Consider the following 25,281-nt stretch of genomic DNA (forward strand, 5'->3'; position numbering starts at 1 on the left):
GAGAAAATTTGCAGAATTGCCCCAATATTTATGATTACAAGATTATTTATGTATATGGTTTTAAATCTCTTTATCGTATTGTCTTAAAAGCTCTAATCAAGCCCGCATTCTTGGCGCTTTTTTCTCGTTAAACTTTTAGCAACAATATTATAGGAACGCGCGATATAGATTTTTAATTCATCATCAGTTAGTTCTGAATTATTATGTACGGCTGGCCAGGTGCTTGATGTATAAGGCGCACGTTTTATACCATCTTGCTCAAGCATCATAAGATAGCTTGAAGGCGCTACCTTAAAAACCAAACAATCAACCCATAAACCACCTTTACCTCCAAGCGCGGCAAAAAATTTACCACCAATCTTGGCTACTCTTGCATGCCATTGGTCGTGCAAGGTGACAGATTTTAACGAAGTTACAAATTCATCAAAGTCCTTAACATCATAAAGAGACAAGAGCATAATTCCAATTCAAAATAATTAAGGCAATTTAAACAACCCTCAATGACCATGTTAACATACTAACCTAGCAATTGCCGATGAGTTATTTTACGATAATTTTTGCTTAAATAGTTTACTGCATAATATCAAAGCCCCTTATGTTTTAAAACAACGATAATTGTACGGGCGATTTTATTGGTGGCTGGAAATTTTCAAATGAAAGAGGAATACGACGCTTGCCAATGTCTAACCTTTGACATGTTATAGCAAAGCGGCGGGCAACCAGTTCGGCAAAGGGGCCTGTGCCGCGCATCCGGCTTTGCCAATCGGCATCATAATCTTTGCCACCGCGCATGGATCGTAAAATTGAAATAATTTTACGATAGTGATTGGGATATTCGCGCAAAAGCCAATCTTTAAATAAAGGGGCAACCTCATAAGGCAAACGCAGCATGACAAAATCTGCGTCATGAACACCAGCTTCTTTTGCAGACTCTAATATATTTTCAATCTCATGATCATTTAAACCGGGAATAACCGGCGCAACCAAAGTAGAAACCGGTATATTGGCTTGATGCAATTGCTTTATAGTTTCAAGGCGGCGCTTTGGCGTTGCAGCTCTTGGCTCCATTGCCCGTGAAAGCCTACTATCCAATGTGGTAAGTGAAATACAAACCCGTACCAACCGTTTTTGCGCCATTTCGCTTAAAATATCAACATCACGCAAAATCAAAGCTGATTTTGTCACAATACTTACCGGATGATTGACCCTATTTAAAACGGTCAAAATTTCTCGCATAATCGCCCATTTTTTTTCAATCGGCTGATAAGGATCAGTATTCGTACCAATGGCAATGATTTTCGGTTTATAGCCAGCTTTTGATAATTCCTTTTCTAGCAATTTTGCTGCATCAGGTTTTGCAAAAAGCTGTGTTTCAAAATCCACCCCTGCCGACAAGCCCATATAAGAGTGGCTAGGACGGGCAAAACAATAAATACAACCATGCTCACAACCACGATAAGGATTGATAGAGCGGTCAAACCCAAGATCAGGCGAATTGTTGCTTGTAATAATATTGCGAGCTTTTTCAATTTGAACAATTGTTTTAAGCGGTGCTATTTCTTCATCATTTTGCCAGCCATCATCAAAGGAACAAACTGATTTATCTTCAAAGCGCCCTGCAGGATTAAGCCCTGCTCCACGCCCTTTTATACGCTTTGCTTGAAGCCGCATATTGCTATCTTCAATAATATCGTTAGCGTGCGCTTGGCGACCAACGCCAAAGGCAGCCTTATCAGCCTTGGCAAGATTATCAGCAAGATTATGATTAATCCGAATTTTTAACATTGCACCACTGCCAAAAACTTGCTGAAATGCCATAAAGCAAATGAGCAACCATACTTGATTGAAATAGCTTAATAAATAAATGGCATTTACTTGCCTATAGGCATAGCTAAACATCCATTCCCTGACAAAAATACAATATCAAAGATTAAAGAACATATCAAGAACATTATTGCAAAAATTATTTTCATTATTTAATTTGAGTATTTTTATCATGTTTTATTTGTCATTGTGAAATATTGCCATTATACCAATGCTGACAACAATATTTTGGGTAGGTGCAAAATGGCAAATATGGACACAAAAGCCAGTTCTAAAAATGCAAGTGAAACCGCAAAAATGTCGGGGTACAAAATCATACGTAATAGCATGACAATTACTGAGATTACAAAACCGTTTGCTTCAGTGATACGTGTAAGCGGCATTGTCAAAGATCCAAACCAAGATCAATGGTTACAGGAAAATAATGCTGTCCGAATTGAAATGGATGCCATTGGTAGTGCAAAGCCAATCACCCGTGTTTACACCATTCGTGACTATTATGCCGCAACCAATATTGCAGAAATCGATTTTGTAGTTCATCACGGCCAAAGCTTGGCTATGGACTGGTTGAGCAAGCAAAAAATTGGTGACACGATTTATCTTATGGGGCCAAAGCAGCATTACATGCCTGATTATAAAAATGGTCATGATAATATGTTTTTTGCCGACGATACGGCAATTCCTGCGCTATTTTCTATTTTTAAAAATTGGCCACAAGGTTTAAAAGCCACAGCCTATATTGATTGCGCCCATCAATCCGCAATAGACGAATTACCGAAGATCGCAGGTGTAGATTATAAAACCTTTATTCGTCAAGATGATTGTGCTGCCGGCACTTCTGGTTTTTTAGTCAAAGAAGCTCTTTCCATCAATCCAACCACCAAAGCCAATCTTTGGATCGCCTGCGAGCGTGAAGAAGCGCGACAAATACGCGACCACTTTTTAAGTGGTGGGCAAGTGGCGAAAGCCGACATAAAAGCGATTGGCTATTGGAAGCGCGGTATGACATCAAGCATTGTAGATGAAAAGCGCATGGCCCATTACATAGACCTTACTGCACAAGGTAAAGGTATTGAACAATTTGATGAGTTCGATGTAAAAATATAAGAGACAAATACAATATTATGCAGCTATAATAGCGGTAAAATCAAGCAAAATAGAACAAAAATTTTTAGGAAAAGTCATGACCCAAGAAAATGATACAGCACCGCATATTGAGCGTGTACGTCACGAAACCAAACGCCGCATATTGAAAGTTGAAAAAATTGAAGATGTAACCCCCTTGATGCGCCGGGTATTCGTTGGTGGGGATGATCTTACTGGCTTTGTTTCAGCAGCTCCCGATGATCATATCAAGCTATTTTTTGGCGAGAATGAACTAACCCAGCAAAGCCGCGAATATACACCACGTTTTTATGACGAACAGGCCAACCTATTAGCGATTGATTTTGTGTTACATGATGCAGGACCAGCAAGCACTTTTGCATTAAATGCAAAACAAGGTGATGAACTTGTCATTGGCGGTCCACGCGGTTCAGCCGTTATTGGCGGCAATATTAATGCCTGGCTATTAATCGGCGATGAAACGGCTTTGCCAGCCATTGGCAGACGGGTTGAGGAAGCCGCTGAAGGCACGGACATCACCGTTATTGCGACGGTTGCCAATGAACAGGAAGTGCAAAAATTTAACACCAAGGCCAATGTAACCTATCATTGGGTTTACCGCTCGGTTGAACTTGCTGATGAACCCAAATTTCTGCTTGAAAAAGTTAAGGAACTAAGCTTGCAAGAACGGACATTTATCTGGATTGCCGCCGAAGGAAAGGTAACCCGCCATTTACGTATGTTCTTTAATACCGAACGTCATGTGCCACTTAACTGGATTAAGGCTGCAGGTTATTGGGTAAAAGGCTTTGCCAATTCTAAAGAAAAATTCGATTAAGCCACTTTAAATGCAAAAACAAAGCTGAAAATTGATTAAACATGTAAAAAGGGCAGGAAAAGAAAATCTCTTCCTGCCCTTTTATTATACAATTTTTTGTATCTTAGCGCACGATAACTTTAGCACCTGTACGCACACGGGCAAAAAGGTCAATCACGTCTGGATTTGCCATGCGGATGCAGCCAGCAGAAACCGATTTACCAATGCTTGATGGTTGGGTTGTACCGTGAATGCGATAGTAGGTATCAACATTATTTTGGTAAAGATAAAGTGCGCGTGCTCCGAGTGGATTACTTGGACCACCATCAACACCATTTTCAAACTTCTTATAGCGTTCTGGCGCACGCGCAATCATATCCTTGGTTGGAATCCAACGCGGCCATTTACGTTTTACTTTAAGATCTGCTTCGCCTTGAAAACCAAGACCGGCGGCACCAACACTCACACCATAGCGAATAGCTTTGCCATTGCCAGCAATGAAATAAAGATAGTGATTGGCTGGCTCAACGATAATTGTGCCAGGCGCTTCGCGTGATGGATAAGCAACAACAGTACGCTGGAATTTTTCAGGGATAACACCATTAGGAATTGGTTTAATTTTAAAGGGTTCATCTCTATCAGGGCCATAACGCTCATCAAGCGACTTATTTCCTTCAATAAAACTTTGTGGCTTGATGGTTGTTTTAGTCGTTGGCTGTCCATCAACTGTCGTTGTACCAGTTGTCGTACATGCCCCCAAGCCAATTGCTAATACACCTAAAAAGAGAGTGCGAAAAATCGTCGACCTGATTGGCCGTAAACCAATGCTATTATGCATTTTTTGTTCCTTGATTATAAAGTCAATTCATACGCAAAACATTTATTCGTAAATGTGCATAAAGCAGCTTTAACAAAAGATAAAGCTCAAAAAGTCATATTTATCACTATTTGTAACAAATATTAATAAAACTCTAAAAATTAGATATATTCTAATATCGTAATTTACTGATTTTTGATGAAATTAACCTTTTTGGGTAGGAAAAATATCAATCACAACATAAACAATCTTGGGTTAAGCATTCAATGGTGAAATATAAAAAAGATAATTTCATTAAGACTAATATTAAAAAAAATTATCTTAGATCTATATCTGCTCTAATAAAAACTATTACGCCAAATCGACTGCTTTGCTGTCCTTTTTTTACAAAATAATAAAAGACTTTTCGATAGTGCTTTAAAAGACGCAGATTGATAACGACTTTCTAAAAAATACAAAAAAAAATCAAAAAAAATTTTTGAGTCTTTTCAGAAACATGAGTCATAAAAACCGCCTTTGGCAAGCTTTGCCAAGCTAAGGGGACTTGTTTTTACAGCGCCAGTCTGATTCTTATGTTAACCATAATTACATATTTGATTCGTATCATGAATCTTTTGGTAATTGATGATTCAAAACTGTAATTTTTACTGTGCATAATCTGTAGGGGATTTAAGGTGAACAACAAACATGTTGCTGTGCTTATGGGTGGTTTTTCATCTGAGAGACCAGTTAGCCTGTCATCAGGCAATGCTTGTGCCGATGCACTTGAAGCCCTTGGTTTTCAAGTGACACGCCTTGATGTTGATACCAATGTTGCTGATCACCTTGCACAACTTCGCCCTGATGTTGCGTTTAATGCGCTTCATGGTCCTTTTGGTGAAGATGGTACAATTCAAGGTATTTTAGAATTTTTGAGCATTCCTTATACCCATTCTGGCGTACTTGCATCAGCTCTTGCTATGGATAAAGCGCGGGCTAAAATAATTGCTAGCGCGGCAGGCGTTAAGGTTGCTCCGTCTCGGGTAATGGATCGCCATGATATTGGTACTATTCATCCTATTACCCCTCCCTATGTGGTTAAGCCCGTTAAAGAAGGTTCGAGCTTTGGTGTTGTCATCGTTTTGGAGGGACAAAATACACCACCCGCATCACTTAGCGCCCCAGAATGGCCTTATGGTGATGAAGTGATTGTCGAGCAATATATTCCAGGTCGTGAATTTACCTGCGGCGTTTTAGGCGATCGCATACTTGATGTGTGCGAAATTGTTCCTAATGCCAGCTATAAATTCTATGATTATGATGCAAAATATGCACAAGGCGGATCAATTCACGTTTGCCCTGCTGAAATTTCACCAAATATTTACCAAAATATACAAAGAATGGCACTACTAGCCCATCAGGCAATTGGTTGTCGTGGGGTCAGTCGTTCCGATTTTCGTTTTGATGAAAAAACAGATGATCTCATCTGGCTTGAAGTCAATACCCAACCTGGTATGACGCCAACCTCCCTAGTCCCTGATATGGCTAAAGTTTCCGGTCTAACATTTGGTGATCTAGTAAAATGGATCGTGGAGGATGCATCGTGCATGCGCTAAACAGCAATTTCAAGCAGAACTTGAGAACAGTACTCAAAAACCGCGTGATTAAATTTTCACGACGGATAAAAGGTATTGTCTTACGGTTTACGTCTGGACATATTGCTATACCGCGTCATAGCGGCTCTTTTGCTGTATTGGCCTTATTAAGCTCCACAATATTTTATGGCACTTATGCAGGAAACCATAGTGATGATGCAGTAAAGCTTGCGACATCATCCCTCGGCTTTGCCGTAGAAAAGGTTGACGTAAAAGGTAATTATTTTACATCAGAGATTGATGTGCTTGGCGCAATCGGCCTTGATGGCGATACATCTATTATTGGCTATGATGTCGATAAGGTGCGCGATGAGTTGAAAGCTTTACCATGGGTAAAGGCTGTCACTGTACAAAAAATTTATCCTGATCGTCTCAATATTATGCTAAGCGAACATCAACCAATGGCGCTATGGCAGCATAATGGTGAAGTTGATATTGTTGATAAGGATGGCAATGTCATTATTCCTTATCGCGCTGGATTTAGCCGCCACTTGCCGTTGATTGTTGGTACTGGCGCCGAAAATACGGCTCAAGATTTTCTTAATGCGATGGATGAATTTCCAAACATCAAAGAGCGCGTTCGCGCTTATATTCGTATCGGTGACCGCCGCTGGGACATTGTTTTAGATAATGGCGTAAGGGTTAAATTACCAGAAGAAAATTTTGGCAAACGTCTCACCCAAATTCTTGAAATGGATCAAAAGGACGGACTTTTGTCACGTGATATTTTAAGTGTTGATTTACGCCTTGATGACCGTGTCACGGTTGCGCTAACTGATGAGGCATTAAAACGACGCACCGAAACTGTAAAAGAACTAGAAAAGCGTGAAAAAGCACGCAAAGCGGGGCGAGCATGAATTTTATCGCCCACTTAAATGGTTCTTCATCACGTAAAACCCGGCTTTTGACGGTGCTAGATGTTGGCTCAAGTAAAATTGTTTGCATTATTGCTCGTTTACGCCCATTGGAACAAACAGAATATCTCCATGGTCGCACCCATAGTATGGAAGTGCTTGGTTTTGGTATTCAGCGTTCGCAGGGTGTAAAGGCCGGCATTATAGTCGATATGTCCAAGGCTGAAGCAGCCATTCGTTTGGCTGTTGACAGCGCTGAACGTATGGCCGGCCTCATTGTTGATTCAGTGATTGTCAACTTTTCTGCAGGCAAGCTTAAAAGTACACAAGTTAATTCAAAAATTGATATTAGCGGTGATAAGGTTGATATGCGCGATGTGCGCCGTGCACTTTCTGAATGTTCGAAATCAGCATTTGATCTTGATCGTTATATTATGCATTCATTACCTGGCAATTTTAGCCTTGATGGTGAAGGCGGCATTTCTGATCCGCGCGATATGATGGGGCGTGAACTTGGTGCAGAAATGCACATAGTAACGGCCGAAAGTGCGCCGTTGCGTAATTTAGAGCATTGTATCAATCGCGCGCATTTAAGTGTCGAGACAGTTGTCGCAACACCTTATGCAAGCGGCCTTTCTGTTCTTGTTGGTGATGAACCGCGCCTTGGTACCGCCTGTATTGATATCGGTGCGGGCACTACAACTATTTCGATATTTGCTGAGGGTCGTTTTGTCTTTACCGATATGCTGCCGATTGGCGCCAATCATATTACACTCGACATTGCTCGCGGCTTTACCATTCCGCTAGATGAAGCCGAACGCATCAAAGTGATGCATGGCTCGGCTCTCTCGGTTAGTGCCGATGATCGCCATATGATTTCCATGCCACCAATGCGCGACAGTAATGGGCAAGATTCAGGGCTTGCAGGTCAATATCCACGTGCCTTACTTGCACGTATTATTCGCGCTCGCGTGGAAGAAATTCTTGAAATGACAAGAGATAAGCTTACACAATCTGGCTTTGGTAGTTTGGTTGGAAAGCGCATAATTCTAACTGGTGGCGGTTCGCAACTACCTGGTATTGCCGAAGTTGGTCGTCATATTCTTAAGGGTCAATTACGCATAGGCAGACCGCTTGGTATTTCTGGATTGCCAGATATGGCAAGGGGCGCGGCGTTCTCCTCGGCTGTAGGATTATTAATCTATCCGCAAATTAGCGGAATGGAAGAATATAAGGTGCAGGGATCATCAAGCAATGCAAGTGCCAATAGCGGACATTTTTCCCGTGTTAGTCATTGGTTGCGCGGAGGACTTCGCAAAGGTTCTTAAAAAAATTAGCTTGTAAGCTTGTCTTTTAACTTAAGCTTACCGGTTTTAGATCATGGGATGTGAAATTTGGTTTTGGAATGCCTTTTTCATATCTAGAAATAGTCAGTTTACCGCATTGGGCTTGCGGTTTAAGGTGAGAAGGAATAAAATATGTCTATTACTTTACAAAGACCAGAAATAGTCGAGTTAAAGCCAAAAATTACGGTTTTTGGTGTTGGTGGTGGCGGCGGTAACGCCGTTAACAATATGATCAATGCTGGTCTTGAAGGCGTTGAATTTGTTGTGGCCAATACCGATGCTCAGGCACTTGCAATGTCACGGGCTGAAAAAGTTGTTCAACTGGGTGCTTCAGTCACTGAAGGTCTTGGTGCGGGTGCACGCCCAGAAGTTGGGCAGTCAGCAGCGGAAGAATCTCTTGATGAAATTCTTGATCACCTTAATTCTTCCCATATGGTATTTGTGACTGCCGGTATGGGTGGTGGTACGGGTACGGGCGCGGCTCCAATTATTGCACGCGCCGCCCGTGAAAAAGGTCTTTTGACGGTTGGTGTGGTAACCAAGCCTTTTTCTTTTGAAGGCCAACGCCGCATGAAGACAGCGGAAGCTGGTATTGAAGAATTACAAAAAAGCGTTGATACGCTTATCGTTATTCCAAACCAAAATCTTTTCCGCATTGCGAATGAAAAAACAACCTTTGCTGATGCCTTCGCTATGGCAGATCAGGTTCTTTATTCAGGTGTAGCTTCGATTACTGATTTGATGATCCGCAAGGGTCTTATCAATCTAGACTTTGCCGATGTGCGCTCTGTCATGCATGATATGGGCAAAGCAATGATGGGCACTGGCGAAGCATCAGGTGAAGGACGTGCATTAAAAGCTGCTGAGGCTGCAATTGCTAATCCATTGCTTGATGAAACATCAATGCGCGGTGCACGTGGCCTACTTGTTTCTGTTTCAGGTGGTAGCGATCTTACCTTGTTTGAAGTTGATGAAGCTGTTAACCGCATTAAGGAAGAAGTGGATGCTGACGCAAACATCATCTTTGGTGCTATTAATGATGAAGCACTTGAAGGCATCATCCGCGTTTCTGTTGTTGCAACCGGCATTGACCGCGCTGCACTTGAAGCTGGCTTGACAATTGAAAACTCTACTTCGGTACATGCTGTAAAAAAGCTTGAAGCGGCAGCTCCGGTCTCGACTCGACCAGTGCAGCCGCAGCCAGAATCCTTTATTGAAGTCATTGAGGCATTAGAAGAAGAAATGGCAGCGCCTATGGAAGAGCCATTTCGTCCACAAAGCCAAATTTTTGCAAGCGCGCAGCCAGCCGCACCAAATCGTGTAGTTGGTCAGCCTAATCTTGCAAAGCAACCTGCTCGCACATCAGCTCCCTTGCAACCTATGGGGCAAACAGCAGCAACGCCGCCAAGTGTTGATACTGTTGCACCAAACCGCAGTGTAGCTCCAACTAGCCAAAATTTTAGCCAATCATTAAACCCACAGCAGGGCAACATGCAGGCTCAACAGGCTAATGGTCAACAGCGTGCAGTTGCGCCACAACAACGCGCGCCACAACAGTCAATGCAGCAGGCTCAACAACAGCCTATGCAACAGACTCAACAACAAGCTTCGTCGCGCATTCCTGAAATTGAAGCATTTCCGCCATCTTTGCGTATTAATGCTGATCAAAAAAGTAAAGGTAGCAACGAAAGCAATACACCACGCAGTTTGTGGCAGCGTTTAAAACAGGGTTTTATTCATCGCGATGACGAGGAGCCAAGCGCGCGTCTCGAACCTGCGGTAGCTCCAAAGCAAAGTGCTCCACAGCGTTCTAGCGGTCAAAATGCTCAACCAAATCAAATGGGACAACGGCCAAACATGGGTGACAATCGTCAGGCTCCTAATCAGGAACAGGCAATTTATACACCGCGCCGCCCAAATGAAGCGCAAATGCGTCCACAGCAACAACGCGCTGAAGCGCCAAGCGAAGATGAACAGTTGGAAATTCCTGCATTCCTGCGTCGTCAGGCTAACTAATGGCATATGTCGGCCTTTAAAACTCTTTTGAAAGCCGACATATATCATAAAACGCATACAACTGATCTTTTGATCCTTACGAGAAAATGCGGATTGATAAACTCACATGCTTTTGTCTTTCGCAAGGTTTGCGAATAAAAAAGCAGCCAGCCCAAATTCCTTCTCATTAACCCACTGGTTTTCCAGTGGGTTTTTTTATGCTTTTAAAAAGCAATTTTGTATTTACTTAATGATATACGATTTTAAAGGAAACGATCAACCCGATATCAAACAAATAAAAAGCCCGTAAAGGATAAAACTCTACGGGCTTTTAATTAATGATAATCGATTTTAAGATATTCAATTATACATATGACAACTGAACATTCTCTTGCACATAGACGGTTTCACTATACGAATTATGGAATTCGTTATAAACTAAACCTGTTTGGGCATCGGTGTACTTATCTGTAGCTTTTGTCCAAAGATTATCAAAAGCAACAGTGTCATTGGCATCACCATTGATAAATAGTTTATCATTATCATAGCCATTAAAATCCAATGATGAATGGATGTTTAACTGGTTAGCGCTACCGCCAGTAAGATTGATTTTATTAATAGCAGTTTCGTCAGCTGAAGTGAAAATGCTATTTAATTCAAAAACACTACCCCATTTATCGAGATTAAGACTCATATCGATGTGAGAATCCGAATTTTGATCATTGTGATTGTTAATTAGGTTTGTAAGCCATGAAATCTGGTTCAAACTATATTTATTATTGATATTAACATCAATATTTTCAAGACTTGCCCAGCCAAAACTTGGGCTTGATACAAAATTACTTACCCAATTTTGATATCGCCCTGCAAAATCCCAACTATAATCAGCTTTTAAGGAAAGTGTATCATAACCTTCACCACCATCAAGTACGAGGCTATTTGGGAAAATGTAACCGTAAATTTCGATAAAATCGTTTCCGGCACCACCGTAAATATAGTTATTCGCATTGGGACCTGAGGTTAGGTTACCATTGATTGATAAGCGATCATCACCTTCACCGAGATCAATAATGTTATCCGCATATTGTGCATTCATAAAACCAACACGAACAGTATCATTGCCAGCGCCAGTATTAATCATGTTGGTGCCTTTATCGGCATTAATTCCCCAGTTAATATTAATAACGTCGTTGCCATCACCAGTTTGAATAAGGTTTTTTGAGAAGCTAACAAGGTCACGATCAATATTAATTGTTGTTGTGCCTTCGGTTACGATAGAATTATAACCACTATAATGTGACCACATATTACCAATATGGATGTTATGGACACCTTCACCAAGTTCAATACTGTTTTCAGAATCACTCCACATGGCATTTTTGATCCATATGTTAGTGTCGCCTGATACTGTACTTAGTCTGTTGGTGGTGCTATAATAAGCGATGTAGTTACTGCCAATGACAATGTCATGCTTACCAATACCCAAATCGATTGTATTAACGCCATACCAATCTCGGGCGAAAATGTCGTTTTGGAAATTTAGGTATTTATCACCATCGCCTAAAGAAATGCTATTTGTACCATATTTGAATGCATGCATTGCCCAAATATTCAAATAATCTGTACCCGCACCTGTTGTTATGGTGTTCAAGCCTGAATCAGCTGATCGAACATATCCCAAATTTAAAGTACGTTTATCAGTGCTTACGCCGTCAAACACGATTTCATTTTTACTATATGCCCCAGCACAGGAATCAACCCCGCCCATGATGCTGAGTACCTTATTGCCATTACCACCCTTAATAGTGTTTTGGCCGTATCCCCACATACTTTGACCGATCCAGACAGTATCGTTACCGTGACCAAGTTCAATTGTATTCTGTGAGCGCCAACCCGCTTTAACTTCACCTTTAATATTTACATAATCATCGTTATTAGTACCAAATATATAATTCGCACCAGAATTAACCACCATTGACGGCTTTGTTATACTTACGCCTCTTGCCATTCAAACACCCCTTAAAGATAAAATTTAACATTAGATAAAAATATACAAATGACGTTTATATTAAATATTTTTTAAATTTCAATTTATTTTTTAAAAACCCCAACATTTAATTTAATATAGTTTATTTTAAATTAGTTATATTAAATATATTAAATAAATATAACTTTTAGCGCCACATGTAAACTAAAGGCGGCTATAATTAGTACGAAAAATAATTTCTCAAAAAAGTGCTTTTAATGCAAAATTAATGCGAATAATTCTAAAAAATCGAACCGCTTATCCCTTAACCAAAAGCACAAATTGCCTGATACTAAGGAAAATATCGAAATACTGATTTTTATTAAATAAGTTCAGAAAACTTAATCAGCAAAGAAATCGGTTACATTTGTGGGGTTTATGATGAGCATTGACGCGCAAAAACTTGCAACCTTCCCTGCCTTTTTTAAAGTTGCAGGGCAAAAAATTGTCATTATCGGCAATGGCGCTGAAGCCTATGCGAAACTGCGCCTCCTACGTGAAACTTCAGCTGCATTGGTATTAATTGCTGATGCGCCCGAAGATGATCTTTTAGATTTTATCAAAGAATATAGCCTTGAAGACAATAATTTCGTTTGGCTTGCTGAGAAATTCACCTTTGAGCATCTCTATGGTGCTGTGCTAATTTTTGCCGCTAATGGCGATGTGGGGCAAGATAAGATTATTGCGGATTATGCACATCAATTAAAAATTGCCGTCAATGTGGTGGATCGTCCAGATATGTGCGATTTTTTCACCCCTGCCCTTGTTAATCGCGCGCCAATATCGGTGGCGATTGGTTCAGAAGGTGCAAGTCCCGTACTAGCACAAATGATCCGTGCCCAAATTGAGGCTTTATTAAACCCACAAATTGGCAAAGTAGCGGCCATTGCAGCAAAACTTAGGACACTTGTTGATAATTCAATTGCCAAAGGTTTGACACGGCGTAATTTTTGGTTTCGCTTTTTTAATGGAAAAATTGTTGAGGAATTGGAACGTAATAATCCAGCAGCTGCCGAACGCGAGGCATTTGATCTTATCCACGCTTTCAAAGAAAATAAAGGGCGTTTATATTTATTAAATGCACAAAATCTTGACGCTGACCAGATTACGCTGCACAGCCAGCGCGTATTATTAATGGCCGATGGTATCGTTTATGATCATAGCATTGATGAAGATCTGCTAACCATAGGCCGGCGTGATGCACAGCGGTTTGTCGCCCCTAAAAACACCCTTGACGATCTAGAGTGCACAAAGCTTCTTATCAACTTAATTGAAAGCGGCAAGCAGATTGTGCGCCTTTATGGTGATAGAGCACAAATGCTGAGGGATATAGCTTTACTGGAAATTAACCAGCAAGATTTTGCTGTTTTACCATCGCTTTCGGATACGGCATTTCAACATAATTACGCAAATATTAGCAACCAATATGCACCAAAAGCTGCATAGCAAGCGCGATATAGGCATTATTGTTTTAAAGGGTGGAGTAAAATGGTAGCAAAAATTTTGACCGCCAATAAATTAGGTGATGGGCGTGTTGTTTGGTACAGCAAGAATGGGCAATGGAGCGAGGACGCTAATAATGCTTTGCTAGCAGTTACGCCCGAAGAGACAAGCATTTTGGAAGATGCGCAAAAATTGGGGCTTGCCACCAACATCGTTATTGATGCCAATTTGATCGATGTCGATGAAAAGGATGCCCACCTGCGCCCAATCCGGCTGCGTGAGCGTATTCGGCAAAATGGTCCAACTATTGCTTATGGCGCAGCACCGCTCAATCCATAAGCTTTTCAATTCTGCCTTAAACTTCAAGTTTTACCGCAATTTAAATATCCAATCCTAAATTGCCAAGAGGATAAATCCATGTATCGTTATGATGAATTTGACCGCGCTTTTGTCAAAACTCGTGTTAGCGAATTTTCAGATCAGGTGCAACGCCGCTTAAACGGCGAAATCACCGAAGAGCAATTTAGACCTTTGCGGTTGATGAATGGTGTTTACCTGCAATTGCATGCCTATATGCTGCGCGTTGCTATTCCCTATGGCACATTATCACCTCGCCAATTGCGCAAATTAGCATCAATTGCCCGCCGCTATGACAAAGGCTATGGCCATTTTACCACAAGGCAGAATATCCAATTCAACTGGCCAAAATTATCAGATATTCCACTTATTCTTGCGGAATTGGCAGAAGTTGAAATGCATGCTATTCAAACATCAGGCAACTGCATTAGAAATGTGACATCAGATCACTTTGCTGGTGCTGCAGGTGATGAAGTTGCCGATCCCCGCCCTTATGCAGAAATTTTGCGGCAATGGTCATCCTTGCACCCAGAATTTAGCTATTTGCCGCGTAAATTTAAATTTGCTGTTGTTGGTGCACAAACTGACCGCGCGGCTATTCAAGTTCATGATATTGGCCTTTGGCTTAAACGCAATGACAAGGGGCAACTTGGTTTTGCCTTTTATGTGGGTGGCGGCCAAGGCCGCACGCCGATGGTAGCCAAACTTATTAAGGATTTTGTACCTGAAGAAGATTTGCTAACCTATGCGACAGCGGCAATTCGTGTTTATAATTTACATGGGCGACGCGATAATAAATATAAAGCCCGCATAAAAATCCTTGTCCATGAAATGGGCGTTGAACAATATGCCACGGAAGTGGAAGCAGAATTTGCGCAAATTAAAAATAGTGAATTGAAGTTGCCGCAAAGCGATATTGACGCGATTAACAGCTATTTTGCCGCACCAGACCTTGCGCCACGTCCTGAGGGACATGATCTTCTTAAAAAATTACGCCAATTGGATAATGCTTTTGATATTTGGGTAAAAAATAATGTCACCGCCCATAAGAATGAAGATTATGCCATTGTTAGCATTTCCTTAAAGCCCATTGGCGGTATACCGGGCGATGCCACTGCCGAAGATATGGAATTGGTTGCCGATCTTGCCGAGCTTTATTCTGACAAAGAACTGCGCGTTACATATCGGCAAAACTTGGTGTTGCCCCATGTCGCATTAGCAGATTTGCGTGCCGTATATGATGCACTTCACCGCCGCAATCTTGCCAATGCCAATATTGGCCTTGTAACCGATATGATTGCTTGCCCGGGGCTTGATTATTGCGCCCTTGCCAATGCCCGTTCCATACCGGTTGCCCAAGCTATTTCCACTCGTCTTGGTGATAATGCACGCCAACAAAATATTGGCGAATTAAGCCTAAATATTTCGGGTTGCATCAATGCATGCGGTCATCACCATATTGGGCATATTGGCATTTTAGGCGTTGAGAAAAAGGGCGAGGAACTTTATCAACTTACCCTTGGTGGTTGCGATGGCAACCATACATCGCTTGGCGATATAACGGGCCGTGGCTTTGAGCCTGACCGAATTGTCGATGCTGTTGAGACGGTGGTTAATACCTATCTTGATTTGCGTGAAAATAAGGATGAGCGTTTTATCGACACCTATCGCCGTCTTGGCATGGAGCCGTTTAAACAAGCCCTTTATCCACCAGTTGAAAAGGCTGCTTGATATGGAGCAAGATAATGTAAAATTATGGGATCGTGCCGGCTTTCGTGAAGATCCCTTTATACGCGCTGAAACGCTGGACGAAGCCGGCAACCACCGCGCAATTTTGCCCTTTACCTATTGGCTGCAATTTAGAGCAGAAAATGGTGATGCAAATGCGTTGAAAGGAACGGGTGTCTTTGTTGCGGCAAGCGATGATATTGATGCACTAACACCATTTTTGGAAGATATTGCTGTAATTGCTCTTGATTTGCCGGCCTACACAGATGGGCGCGCTCATTCCAAGGCAGCACGCTTAAAAAATCGCGGTTTTAAAGGCGAGATAAGAGCCGTCGGCGATGTGCTTATTGACCAAGTATCCAATCTCTTACGCTCTGGCTTTGATAGCCTTGAAGTCACCCATGCTTTAACAAAAGAGCGATTGGAAAAAGGTGAACTGATCGAATATCCAGGTTTTTACCAACCCTCAAGCGGCGTTGAGCGATTAGAAACGCAAACATTGGGAGCAGGAACACGCCGCCTTTGGCGCAACATTTAAAAAGATTATACCTACCATTAAAACCACAAAAAAGCGAAAACGCCTAAAAATTAACTTTAACGGGCTTGGCGTTCGATGTTTAAAAGAAATTAAACTTGCATTGAATGAAATAGATGAATAAAATATCAGCCGTATAAACGAGCTATAACTACTGATTTTGAGGGTTTTTAATAATGGCGAACCTCCCCTTTATAGCAACAAGAAAAGAAGGGGGACCACTCATATCAATACGACAAGAAGTGAAAACGGATATTGAGGTTATTCGGCAAATAACCCGAGAAGCATTTGAAAATAATCAACATAGCAACGGCACCGAAGGCGCGATTATTGATGCATTACGGGCAACCAATCAACTCTCCCTTTCCCTCGTCGCATTAATTCGTAACGAAATATCAATGCAAGATGAAATAGTAGGACATATTGCCTTTTCGCCCGTAACCATTGAAAATGAATTTTTGAAATGGTATGGACTTGGCCCTGTTTCAGTAGCCCCCTCAAAACAGCGGCTAGGCGTTGGGTCAGCCCTCATAGGCGTAGGCCTTAACCACCTTAAAGAATATTTGGGTGCCAAAGGATGTGTTGTTGTTGGTGATCCTGATTATTATAAGCGCTTTGGTTTTAAACAATGCATGGATCTTAAATATGAGGGAATATCACCAGAATATTTCATGCAAATAGCGTTTAATGCTGATACTCTCATTGGGCGCGTTGACTATCATGATAGCTTTAACGCTTCTTAAAATACAGCAATTAGTATAACCCATAAACTATGCAGAAAACCGATATGGATTTTCTGCATAATAGACAAAAATTATACTGCCCAATCTTCAAGACCTGTAAAACTTACAGTTAACCAGCGGTCAGGACCAGCATCGCCAATAGCCTCGCTAATTTCTTCACGGATTGCATCAAGCTTGGCAATTGTATCAATTCGCCAATCTTGTGGCACAATAATATGAATTTCAATCATCGTTGAACGACCCACCTTAGCAACATAGGTTTGGGCACTAACAAAGTTATGGCGTAAAACAATTTCGTCAACACTATTTGTAATATGAGCATCAAGGCTGCGCGGGGTAATTAAGAAAACTTCCTTTAGAGCTTTGAGAACCACGCGCAACGGCATTGGCGCCATTGCCAAACCAAATAAGCGCAAGGATCACAGGATCAATATAAGGAATAAGCCAGATATAGCTTGTTTCGTTAATCGCAAAAGCAAACAAAAAAGCAATTAAGATTGCAAGGCTCAAGCAGCCAGAAATAATCCAACCTTTAATATCCATTGCGATAAATTCTGACTGTATTTCTTTGTTGCGTTGCGCTTCATAAAAAGCAAGGCCAAAACAAACAATTACCGCGATTAACGCATAAAGAATTGCATAATCAAAAGATGGAACCTGCCCACCATTCCAAATGGAATTAATAGCTTCAAACAAACCATATAATACCGCAATCGACAAAGATATACCGTTGATCGCCAATACCATTGGCTCTAAATGCCAAAAACCAAATTGAAAACGCTCTGCTAATTGGTGACTTCGCTTACTAAGGCGTAAACTATCTAAATGGATTAAGCGTACCACAAGCAAAGCAGCTAGGCTAAAAAAACAATCAACACTTGAATAGACGCCATCAAAAATAATAGATGAGGAATTGGTAATAATTCCCATAATAACGCCAAAAAGCGCAACGGCCAAAGTCACAAAAACTGAAAGCTTAAGAAGCTTTTGCTCAGCTAGTTGATTTATGGAGGATTGCTCTAAAAGGTCGATATTATCGTTTTGCGGCACAAATGGCTCGTTAGTTGACATTTTAACTTTTCACCTAGGATTGATAATAAATAAGTTAACAATACTAGCGCATTTTTACAAAACTGTGAAGCCATAGCCAAAACGACGACGAAAGCAGATGATTAAACCTCCAAATTTTGCACCGACTGCACAAAAAAATATTCAACAAAATAGCGTTCAATATCACGATAATAAAGCGAGTTTTTCTTGGATTTTTTATGAAAATAGTCTTGCCAAGGAAAAGAGGCAATTCTGGCCGCTACATCGGCTTTTGCAATACCACCTATTGTAAAATAATTTTCCATAAAAGAGACGAGTTGATCTTGGTCAAAATATTCTTCCAATGGCACAACATGCAGCTCATCCTTGCTAATAAGATCCCAATAGCTTTCATAAAAAAAATATTCAAAAGACTTACGCGAAATTGTAACATTAACAACAGGTGGATAGCGTTTTGCTACCAGTAAATCGAATGCGATGACAATGGCAAATACCCAAGCTATTTCGCAAAAAGCCAAGCTATAACCGCCGATTAGGCCAATATAATTCAAAATAAAGGCTAATGAAATCGATAAAAATAACGGGATAAAAATTAAAAATTTTGTTGTTTTAGCAATACTAATTTCCGGCAAATATTTATCAAGAATATCACCAAGATTGCCGTAAAGTAAAAGCATGAAAGCATAGTTGGTAATTATAAAAAATACTAAAAAACCGAAACTAAAGCCAAACAACCCCTCGCTATAAAGATAACCTTTTAAAAGCCAGTAGGACATGGTGATTAAAAGCACCCATATAATACGCTGAACCATAAATTATCCCTTTATTGCCCTTATTTTTAACTAAAGCAAAATGGAAAAAACGCGACAAAATACCATTTGGTTAAAGACGCGATAGCATTTTTTCAACAAAATCAGGCACGGTCACACTTGCCTTACCTGCAAGGCAATGGTCAAAAAAACTCGATATATCATTACCACAATCTAGATTTATCTCATAGGTTTTTGCCCCATTTTCTAATGCCATACAAACAAAGCCAGCAGCAGGATAAACCTGCCCCGATGTTCCAATTGCGGCAAATATATCGCATTGGCTTAAGGCCTGTTCTATTTTTTCCATGTGGTAAGGCATTTCACCAAACCAAACAATGTCAGGACGCAAACTTCCAATAGTGCCGCAGCTTGGGCATTGGCTTTGTTCGTCCATATCACCTTGCCACGGATTTTGACTGTGACAGGCGGTACAAAGAGCAGAATTTAACTGCCCATGCATGTGCAGTATTTTTTTGGATCCAGCTGCCTCATGCAGTGAATCAACATTTTGCGTAACCAATAAAAATTCGCCAGGCCACTTTTCTTCCAAATCAGCAAGCGCAAAATGAGCAGCATTTGGCTTGGCAAGTTGCGCATCCTGTCGTCTTTTATTGTAAAAATCATAAACAAGTTGTGGATCATCGGCAAAACCTTGCGGTGTTGCCACCTTTTCAACGGAATAGTTATTCCATGTACCGCCACTATCGCGGAAAGTAGGTATTCCCGACTCGGCCGAGACTCCAGCACCAGTTAAAATTAAAATAGCAGGTGCACTTTGTATTTTGGACGAGCGATACATATCTATAAGTCACTTTTTTAAGCAATTGAAATGATGATTTAATGCAGATAAACATATAACGCATTAAATTTGACAGGAGTATGATTATTGGCAATAGATGCAGAAGCGCAAAGCAAATTGCAAGAACGAGTTGAAGAAGCTGATAATCTTTTGGCATTGCATAATCGTGCACAAAAAACAAAACAATGGGCGGCAGCCAATTTTGAACTTGGCTCGGCTTTAGCAGCATTAGCTGCCAGTGAAGATGATCGCTTGGCATTTAGCAATTACAAAAAAGCCATAGAAACTTTTGAGCCTTCGCTTAAATTTTATGCGGAAAATGCTGAATTTAGGAGTGAATATCAAGAAGCCGTTTTAGTTCTTGCCCGTACCATCGGCGCTTATGCGCAGCGCGAAGGTGGCGATAATAGCCGTTTAATGCTAGAGCGCGCCAAAAAGCTTTTACTTGAGCTAATTGACGAGCGCTCGCTTGAAAGCGACCTGTTTGATAAAGCATTGGTACTCGTAGAACTTGGTAAACTATACCGTATCTGTGCTGACCTCTCGCTTGGGGATAATAAGCATGAGTTCTCAAAATTGGCAATCGGTGTTTTTAAACAGGCAGCGCAAATTTTCCAAGCAAAGGAAAAGTTTGAAAACTGGGCCGATGCAGTATTGGGCGAAGCAATTGCATGGCGAGAAATTTCAACCTTAAATATCGAAGACCCATTAAAGGCCTTATTGCATTCGGTTGAGATGCTTAAAACTGTTTTGAATTATTATACACCTTCAAGCCACCCATTAGAATGGTTTTTTGGTCATTTTGAATTTGGTCGGGCTTTTTTCCGCATTGCGCTGCTCAATGAAAATGAACAACGCCGCAATGCAGCAAGTGCGGCAGTTGATGCCATGCGTATAGCACTACAAACCGCTTCAAGTGAGATTGCCCCCCAAGTTGTTTTGCGGCTACGCATCGAACTTGCTCTTGCAGTTTCAACTTATGCGCAAACATTGGATGATCAACAAGCAGTTTCTAGCACATTAGAAGCAGTAATGCTTTATAAAGAGCTGATTAGCCAATTTCAGCAAAGTGATGATATCTACGGTCTTGCCGTTATGCAAAGCAATCTTGGTAAGGAATATCTAAACCTTGCGCAAATTTTTCATAATATTGGCAATGAAGATGAATGCCACAATTATTATCAGCTTGCCACGGATATATTGCGACAAAGCGATACACCAGCTTTAGCACAAAACCAAAATAATCAATGGCTTTCAAATCAGATTGAGCTTGCAAAAGTTCTTTATAATTTTGGTAATCACTTAAACGGCAAAAAGCGCAGCGATGCTCATGTTGAAGCGGCTGAAATTTATCGCAATGTACTCAAAAGCCTTGAGAATGACCGTACACCCACAACTTGGCGCTTAAAAGTAGAGCTTTCCCTTGCTCTTTCCCACTATGTCCATAGTTATGATCCTGATAATGCTATTGCTATATTGGAAGAAACCATCGCTATTTATAAGCAAGTTATCGAAGCACACAAAGACATAAGTGATAGCTTTGGTGCATTTGTTCTTGAAGCGGCATTAGGTAAGGATTTACTTGCTTTAGCAACCTTTATTGGTGGTAAAAATGGGCAAAGCTTTAGATTTCAAGCAATTGATATTTTACGTCAATGCATTTCATCAACCCTTGAAGCTAATAATCATGAACAATGGCTATCGGTTCTTGTTGATCTTGGTATGGCATTTTATGCAGCCGCCAATAATGACGATACGGTAAAACGCTTTGCTTTATATGAAGAAGCGATAGAAATTTTTAGACAAGTATTACAAAAAATTGATGGTGACGACGCACCAGAATTTAAAGCAAAACTTCAAAACTGCATAGCATTATCGCTTGCCAATATTGGTGAAAATGACCAAAGCGAAAGTGGCTTACAGCGGTTAAAAGAGGCTGAGCTTGCATTTAGACTTGCTTTGCAATCAGCAGAAAAGCGCGAAAGTGAAATTGAGTTGATGCGCCTTGAAAGTAATATTGCAAACTTGTTCTATACTTTAGCTCGCCGCAGTGAAGGGGAAGAAGCAAAATCCTATATTCATTATGCAGCGCAAACAATAAAGAAAGCCATATCACGCATTCGTAAAGATGTATTGCCCGGAGAGTGGCTTACCAGTCAATCCAATTACGGGTTAATCCTCAAACATATGGTTGAAAACAATTATAGCGATGATCTTAATGCCGATTATGCCCGTTCAGTAGCAGCTTTTGAAGAAGCGCTTACAGCTAGCACAATGACCGATTCAGAAGTTGAATATATTGTTCACTTACAAAATCTTGTAGCAACATTGCTCAGTTGGAGCGAGCATTGTGAAGGAAATGAACGTATTATTGCACTAGAGCGTGCTTTTGCACTTTTGGGTGAGATTGAGGAATGGGCTGGTAACCATGATCAAGTAGAAATTTTTGAAGAAGCACAGCAAAGCCGGGCTCAATTAGCAGTGGTTATAAAAGACAGTAAACCTAAAAAACTTTTGCAACGGCTTTTGTCATTTTTAAAATAAATTCTAAGTTATACAATGACAATAATATGAAACAAAAAGGCGCACAATAGTCAAGCAGGTCATTTGTCATTATGCTTTAGGGCAATAGCTATTAATTTGAAAAAATAGGAGAAGAAAATTTTTGTAAGAACAAGGAGAAGAGCCGCAAGAAATATTAATATTTTCAAGGTTCTTCGACAAAGTTATCGCAAAAATTTACTTTTATCTTGAAAGTAAAAAAACAGCTGTAGTCTACTGCATTGTAAAACTCAAAGGGGTATACAACCTATTTTTGCGTTCCTTCATCTTTATAAGTTTTAGCCTTTATCTTTTGAAAGGATATTATTGATGATCGACATTTATCCCAATTGGTTAACCAAAGAAATTGACCAGTATAAATTTCCCATAGAGATGCAATTTGATTTTTATCCAGACTTTGATAAGGTTTTTGCCGATGATACTTTAAAGGGGCTGTTTTATCCGCTTTGTACAGTATCTTCGATCCCCTCTTATCCAAATACCAAATTACATTTCGTGTCATCAAATGGCGTTTGGCTTGATGAACAATATAATAATATTGAAAACAATAACGGATATGTCCGCTTCAAACTTATTGATAATTTATATGCATTTCAAGGTGATCTTCGTCTATATAGAGGTCACGATATAGCAAAAGATCTATACAAGCAGCTTGAAGCTTATTTTACAAAAAATATCGATGTAATAATGCAAACGAATTTAAAAATAGCTGATTATATAGAGCTTATGAAACAAGAAGTATTGGATATAAACTTTCCAGAAAAATTTGACCTTAATTATTACATTGAAACATTTTACGAATTTACCATTAATCGCGAAATATTTAAAATCACAGGCAAATTTAATCAATATGAGAATTTTATAAACTCCAAAAATTTTACTCGCGATAGTAAAATTTTAAATAATGAAAAAGCGAACCCAATAAAATCAAAACTTTATAATGATTGGATTTATAGCCAATATGCCAATATCTTTGACGGTTGCATGCCAATAGGTCGCGCTGATGCCTTAACATTTTTTTCAGACGGTAATGATAGCGAACTTTTCTTTAACCAAGACCAAGAATATGCTCTTTCTGTTAACTTCTACAGTTAATGGTTAGTCCACGTTAAAATTTTTTTCAGTTCTGCTAAGATTTAAGTTAATTTAATCGAATAAAACAGAGGCATATTCTAAATTGCCATGTTGTCATGGGTATTATCTATTGAAATGTTAAAAAAACGGCCTCAATGAATTGAAGCCGTTTTTTATTACTGATTACGGATGCGACTATCTTTAAATATCACTGCGCGCAGCACCGTAATTATATTTTGCTTTCAAAGCCGAGCGCACTCCTTGCTCAAAATCAGTATGAACCTTGGCCAAGTGTCCAAGTTGGCGCTCAATGATATAATCAGGAACACCTTTCATCGCGTCGGCGTAATTATTAAAGAGGCGGGCCTTTTCACCTTCATCAAAAATATTAAATAATGCCGTCACCTGCACATAATCATTATTACCTTCACGATGATCATAGCGTGCAGCATCACCTGAAATTTTGAGTGGTGGCTCAAGGGCAGATTTATCCTCAAATGGGCCATTAAAAGAATTTGGCTCATAATAGGCATCAGGATTACCGCTTTGTATACCGCCTACCGTGTTCATTTGGCCATCACGGTGATAATGATGAACGGGACATACTGGCTTATTAACCGGAATATGTTCATAATTGCCGCCTAAGCGATGGCGATGGGCATCGGCATAAGAAAAAATACGCGCTTGCAACATCTTGTCGGGTGAGAAACTAATGCCCGGCACGATATTTGAAGGCGAAAATGCCGCTTGCTCAATTTGGGCAAAATAATTGTCAGCATTGCGGTTTAATTCCATAATACCAAGATCAATTGGCGGATATTCTGAATGCGGCCAGACTTTCGTCAAATCAAATGGGTTATAAGATGTTTTTTCAGCATCTTCTTCCGGCATAATTTGCACTTGCAATTTCCAACGGGGAAATTCGCCGCGTTCAATCGTGCCAAATAGCTCTTCTTGGTAAGATTCACGATTTTCGCCAACAACTATTTTGGCTTCATCATTAGTATAGTGACGATGACCTTGCATGGTTTTAAAGTGGAATTTCACCCAAAAACGCTCACCTTGATCATTCCATAAGGAATAAGTGTGCGAGCCGTAACCATTCATATACATGGGGGCAACTGGCAAACCACGATCCGACATCAAAATGGTAACCTGATGCAAGGATTCAGGCGATAAGGACCAAAAGTCCCACATCGCGGTATTGGAACGCATATGCGTGCGTGGATGGCGTTTTTGTGTGTGAATAAAATCAGGGAATTTATAAGCATCACGCACAAAGAAAACCGGCGTATTATTACCAACGAGATCCCAATTGCCTTCTTCTGTGTAGAATTTTAGCGAAAAACCGCGTACATCGCGCTCGGCATCAGCCGCGCCTAGTTCGCCAGCAACGGTCGAAAAACGCGCTAACATTGGTGTTTTAGCGCCGGGCTGTAAAGCCTTTGCTTTGGTATAGCGCGAAATATCACCTGTAATCGTTAGCTCACCAAATGCACCCCAACCTTTAGCATGGACTGTTCGTTCTGGAATACGTTCCCGATTTTGATGCGCTAATTTTTCAAGTAATTGATAATCTTGAATGAGCACAGGGCCACGGGCACCAGCGGTAATCGAGTTTTGGTTATCTGGTACAGGTGAGCCGGCGGTGGTGGTTAATTTAGGACGTTCACTCATTCTACACTCCTTTAAAACTATTCTAAACAGGGTAGATAGGGCAGTTATTGCGCAAGGAAATAGTCTCTAATCGTCAAATTTTTA

General features: G+C 40.5%; 22 protein-coding genes. 13 read left to right on the plus strand and 9 right to left on the minus strand.

Going from position 1 to position 25,281, the window contains the following annotated elements; translation table 11 throughout:
- Positions 1–92 precede the first annotated feature (92 nt).
- Together H3299_RS09215 and H3299_RS09220 are read right to left on the minus strand one after the other, a co-directional pair.
- On the minus strand, positions 93–452 hold the full coding sequence (locus H3299_RS09215) for an MmcQ/YjbR family DNA-binding protein (protein ID WP_182417385.1): 360 nt from the start codon (positions 450–452) through the stop codon (positions 93–95).
- A 148-nt stretch (positions 453–600) separates the two neighbouring features.
- Entirely contained in the window at positions 601–1,785 is a 1,185-nt protein-coding gene (locus H3299_RS09220) for a PA0069 family radical SAM protein (protein ID WP_182419724.1), read from the minus strand.
- 282 nt (positions 1,786–2,067) lie between these two features.
- On the opposite strand from H3299_RS09220, the gene H3299_RS09225 reads away from it, so the two are divergent.
- Both H3299_RS09225 and H3299_RS09230 read left to right on the plus strand, forming a co-directional pair.
- Positions 2,068–2,931 carry a siderophore-interacting protein gene (locus tag H3299_RS09225; protein ID WP_182417386.1) on the plus strand — a complete coding sequence of 288 codons (864 nt, stop codon included), beginning with the start codon at positions 2,068–2,070 and terminating at the stop codon, positions 2,929–2,931.
- A 76-nt stretch (positions 2,932–3,007) separates the two neighbouring features.
- Positions 3,008–3,766, plus strand: coding sequence for a siderophore-interacting protein (locus H3299_RS09230; RefSeq protein ID WP_182417387.1), 759 nt, complete (start codon positions 3,008–3,010; stop codon positions 3,764–3,766).
- Positions 3,767–3,869: 103 nt separating this feature from the next.
- On the opposite strand, the gene H3299_RS09235 is transcribed toward H3299_RS09230, so the two are convergent.
- Positions 3,870–4,583, minus strand: coding sequence for a L,D-transpeptidase (locus H3299_RS09235; protein ID WP_182417388.1), 714 nt, complete (start codon positions 4,581–4,583; stop codon positions 3,870–3,872).
- Between the two features lie 653 nt (positions 4,584–5,236).
- On the opposite strand from H3299_RS09235, the gene H3299_RS09240 reads away from it, so the two are divergent.
- From H3299_RS09240 to ftsZ, 4 genes are all read left to right on the plus strand, one after another.
- Positions 5,237–6,157 (plus strand): D-alanine--D-alanine ligase, encoded by a 921-nt coding sequence (locus H3299_RS09240; protein WP_182417389.1) that lies wholly within the window; start codon positions 5,237–5,239, stop codon positions 6,155–6,157.
- Positions 6,158–6,177: 20 nt separating this feature from the next.
- A complete protein-coding gene (locus tag H3299_RS09245) occupies positions 6,178–7,053 on the plus strand; it encodes a cell division protein FtsQ/DivIB (protein ID WP_182417390.1) in 876 nt (291 codons plus the stop codon).
- Positions 7,050–8,378 (plus strand): cell division protein FtsA, encoded by a 1,329-nt coding sequence (ftsA, locus tag H3299_RS09250; RefSeq protein ID WP_182417391.1) that lies wholly within the window; start codon positions 7,050–7,052, stop codon positions 8,376–8,378. The genes H3299_RS09245 and ftsA overlap by 4 nt, the downstream gene beginning before the upstream one ends.
- A 150-nt stretch (positions 8,379–8,528) precedes the next feature.
- Positions 8,529–10,412: a cell division protein FtsZ gene (gene ftsZ, locus H3299_RS09255; protein ID WP_182417392.1), complete on the plus strand. Its 1,884-nt coding sequence runs from the start codon at positions 8,529–8,531 to the stop codon at positions 10,410–10,412.
- A gap of 343 nt (positions 10,413–10,755) precedes the next feature.
- On the opposite strand, the gene H3299_RS09260 is transcribed toward ftsZ, so the two are convergent.
- Positions 10,756–12,399, minus strand: coding sequence for a hypothetical protein (locus H3299_RS09260; protein ID WP_182417393.1), 1,644 nt, complete (start codon positions 12,397–12,399; stop codon positions 10,756–10,758).
- A gap of 396 nt (positions 12,400–12,795) precedes the next feature.
- Here H3299_RS09260 and H3299_RS09265 point away from each other — a divergent pair, with 396 nt between their 5' ends.
- The 5 genes from H3299_RS09265 (at position 12,796) to H3299_RS09285 (ending at position 17,223) form a co-directional block, all read left to right on the plus strand.
- Positions 12,796–13,863: an NAD(P)-dependent oxidoreductase gene (locus tag H3299_RS09265; protein WP_182417394.1), complete on the plus strand. Its 1,068-nt coding sequence runs from the start codon at positions 12,796–12,798 to the stop codon at positions 13,861–13,863.
- A 42-nt stretch (positions 13,864–13,905) separates the two neighbouring features.
- Positions 13,906–14,199, plus strand: coding sequence for a DUF2849 domain-containing protein (locus tag H3299_RS09270; protein WP_182417395.1), 294 nt, complete (start codon positions 13,906–13,908; stop codon positions 14,197–14,199).
- A 78-nt stretch (positions 14,200–14,277) separates the two neighbouring features.
- Entirely contained in the window at positions 14,278–15,948 is a 1,671-nt protein-coding gene (locus H3299_RS09275) for a nitrite/sulfite reductase (protein WP_182417396.1), read from the plus strand.
- A gap of 1 nt (position 15,949) precedes the next feature.
- Complete coding sequence (locus tag H3299_RS09280; protein WP_182417397.1) at positions 15,950–16,483, plus strand: DUF934 domain-containing protein; 534 nt, start codon at positions 15,950–15,952, stop codon at positions 16,481–16,483.
- Positions 16,484–16,656: 173 nt separating this feature from the next.
- Complete coding sequence (locus H3299_RS09285; protein WP_182417398.1) at positions 16,657–17,223, plus strand: GNAT family N-acetyltransferase; 567 nt, start codon at positions 16,657–16,659, stop codon at positions 17,221–17,223.
- 71 nt (positions 17,224–17,294) lie between these two features.
- Here H3299_RS09285 and H3299_RS15685 read toward each other — a convergent pair whose 3' ends face one another.
- From H3299_RS15685 to H3299_RS09300, 4 genes are all read right to left on the minus strand, one after another.
- Positions 17,295–17,597 carry a hypothetical protein gene (locus H3299_RS15685; RefSeq protein ID WP_246708056.1) on the minus strand — a complete coding sequence of 101 codons (303 nt, stop codon included), beginning with the start codon at positions 17,595–17,597 and terminating at the stop codon, positions 17,295–17,297.
- Positions 17,545–18,294 (minus strand): cation transporter, encoded by a 750-nt coding sequence (locus tag H3299_RS09290; protein ID WP_246708057.1) that lies wholly within the window; start codon positions 18,292–18,294, stop codon positions 17,545–17,547. Before H3299_RS09290 ends, H3299_RS15685 begins: the two co-directional genes overlap by 53 nt.
- Before the next feature lie 101 nt (positions 18,295–18,395).
- Positions 18,396–19,085 carry a hypothetical protein gene (locus H3299_RS09295; RefSeq protein ID WP_182417399.1) on the minus strand — a complete coding sequence of 230 codons (690 nt, stop codon included), beginning with the start codon at positions 19,083–19,085 and terminating at the stop codon, positions 18,396–18,398.
- Between the two features lie 70 nt (positions 19,086–19,155).
- Positions 19,156–19,884 carry an NAD-dependent deacylase gene (locus tag H3299_RS09300; protein ID WP_182417400.1) on the minus strand — a complete coding sequence of 243 codons (729 nt, stop codon included), beginning with the start codon at positions 19,882–19,884 and terminating at the stop codon, positions 19,156–19,158.
- Between the two features lie 87 nt (positions 19,885–19,971).
- On the opposite strand from H3299_RS09300, the gene H3299_RS09305 reads away from it, so the two are divergent.
- Positions 19,972–22,428, plus strand: a complete 2,457-nt coding sequence (locus H3299_RS09305) for a hypothetical protein (RefSeq protein WP_182417401.1) — start codon at positions 19,972–19,974, stop codon at positions 22,426–22,428.
- A gap of 327 nt (positions 22,429–22,755) precedes the next feature.
- Entirely contained in the window at positions 22,756–23,541 is a 786-nt protein-coding gene (locus tag H3299_RS09310) for a hypothetical protein (RefSeq protein WP_182417402.1), read from the plus strand.
- A gap of 180 nt (positions 23,542–23,721) precedes the next feature.
- On the opposite strand, the gene H3299_RS09315 is transcribed toward H3299_RS09310, so the two are convergent.
- Positions 23,722–25,197: a catalase gene (locus H3299_RS09315; RefSeq protein WP_182417403.1), complete on the minus strand. Its 1,476-nt coding sequence runs from the start codon at positions 25,195–25,197 to the stop codon at positions 23,722–23,724.
- Positions 25,198–25,281: the final 84 nt, after the last annotated feature.

It is taken from the genome of Bartonella sp. HY038 (genome assembly GCF_014117425.1).
In the GTDB taxonomy this organism is placed as follows: Bacteria; Pseudomonadota; Alphaproteobacteria; order Rhizobiales; family Rhizobiaceae; genus HY038.

Bases quoted from the DNA above. Each gene is read 5' to 3' on its own strand.
- H3299_RS09220 (WP_182419724.1), bottom strand. From the start codon at position 1,785: ATGTTAAAAATTCGGATTAATCATAATCTTGCTGATAATCTTGCCAAG.
- H3299_RS09225 (WP_182417386.1), top strand. From the start codon at position 2,068: ATGGCAAATATGGACACAAAAGCCAGTTCTAAAAATGCAAGTGAAACC.
- H3299_RS09230 (WP_182417387.1), top strand. From the start codon at position 3,008: ATGACCCAAGAAAATGATACAGCACCGCATATTGAGCGTGTACGTCAC.
- H3299_RS09235 (WP_182417388.1), bottom strand. From the start codon at position 4,583: ATGCATAATAGCATTGGTTTACGGCCAATCAGGTCGACGATTTTTCGC.
- ftsA (WP_182417391.1), top strand. From the start codon at position 7,050: ATGAATTTTATCGCCCACTTAAATGGTTCTTCATCACGTAAAACCCGG.
- ftsZ (WP_182417392.1), top strand. From the start codon at position 8,529: ATGTCTATTACTTTACAAAGACCAGAAATAGTCGAGTTAAAGCCAAAA.
- H3299_RS09260 (WP_182417393.1), bottom strand. From the start codon at position 12,399: ATGGCAAGAGGCGTAAGTATAACAAAGCCGTCAATGGTGGTTAATTCT.
- H3299_RS09265 (WP_182417394.1), top strand. From the start codon at position 12,796: ATGATGAGCATTGACGCGCAAAAACTTGCAACCTTCCCTGCCTTTTTT.
- H3299_RS09270 (WP_182417395.1), top strand. From the start codon at position 13,906: ATGGTAGCAAAAATTTTGACCGCCAATAAATTAGGTGATGGGCGTGTT.
- H3299_RS09275 (WP_182417396.1), top strand. From the start codon at position 14,278: ATGTATCGTTATGATGAATTTGACCGCGCTTTTGTCAAAACTCGTGTT.
- H3299_RS09280 (WP_182417397.1), top strand. From the start codon at position 15,950: ATGGAGCAAGATAATGTAAAATTATGGGATCGTGCCGGCTTTCGTGAA.
- H3299_RS09285 (WP_182417398.1), top strand. From the start codon at position 16,657: ATGGCGAACCTCCCCTTTATAGCAACAAGAAAAGAAGGGGGACCACTC.
- H3299_RS09290 (WP_246708057.1), bottom strand. From the start codon at position 18,294: ATGTCAACTAACGAGCCATTTGTGCCGCAAAACGATAATATCGACCTT.
- H3299_RS09295 (WP_182417399.1), bottom strand. From the start codon at position 19,085: ATGGTTCAGCGTATTATATGGGTGCTTTTAATCACCATGTCCTACTGG.
- H3299_RS09300 (WP_182417400.1), bottom strand. From the start codon at position 19,884: ATGTATCGCTCGTCCAAAATACAAAGTGCACCTGCTATTTTAATTTTA.
- H3299_RS09310 (WP_182417402.1), top strand. From the start codon at position 22,756: ATGATCGACATTTATCCCAATTGGTTAACCAAAGAAATTGACCAGTAT.
- H3299_RS09315 (WP_182417403.1), bottom strand. From the start codon at position 25,197: ATGAGTGAACGTCCTAAATTAACCACCACCGCCGGCTCACCTGTACCA.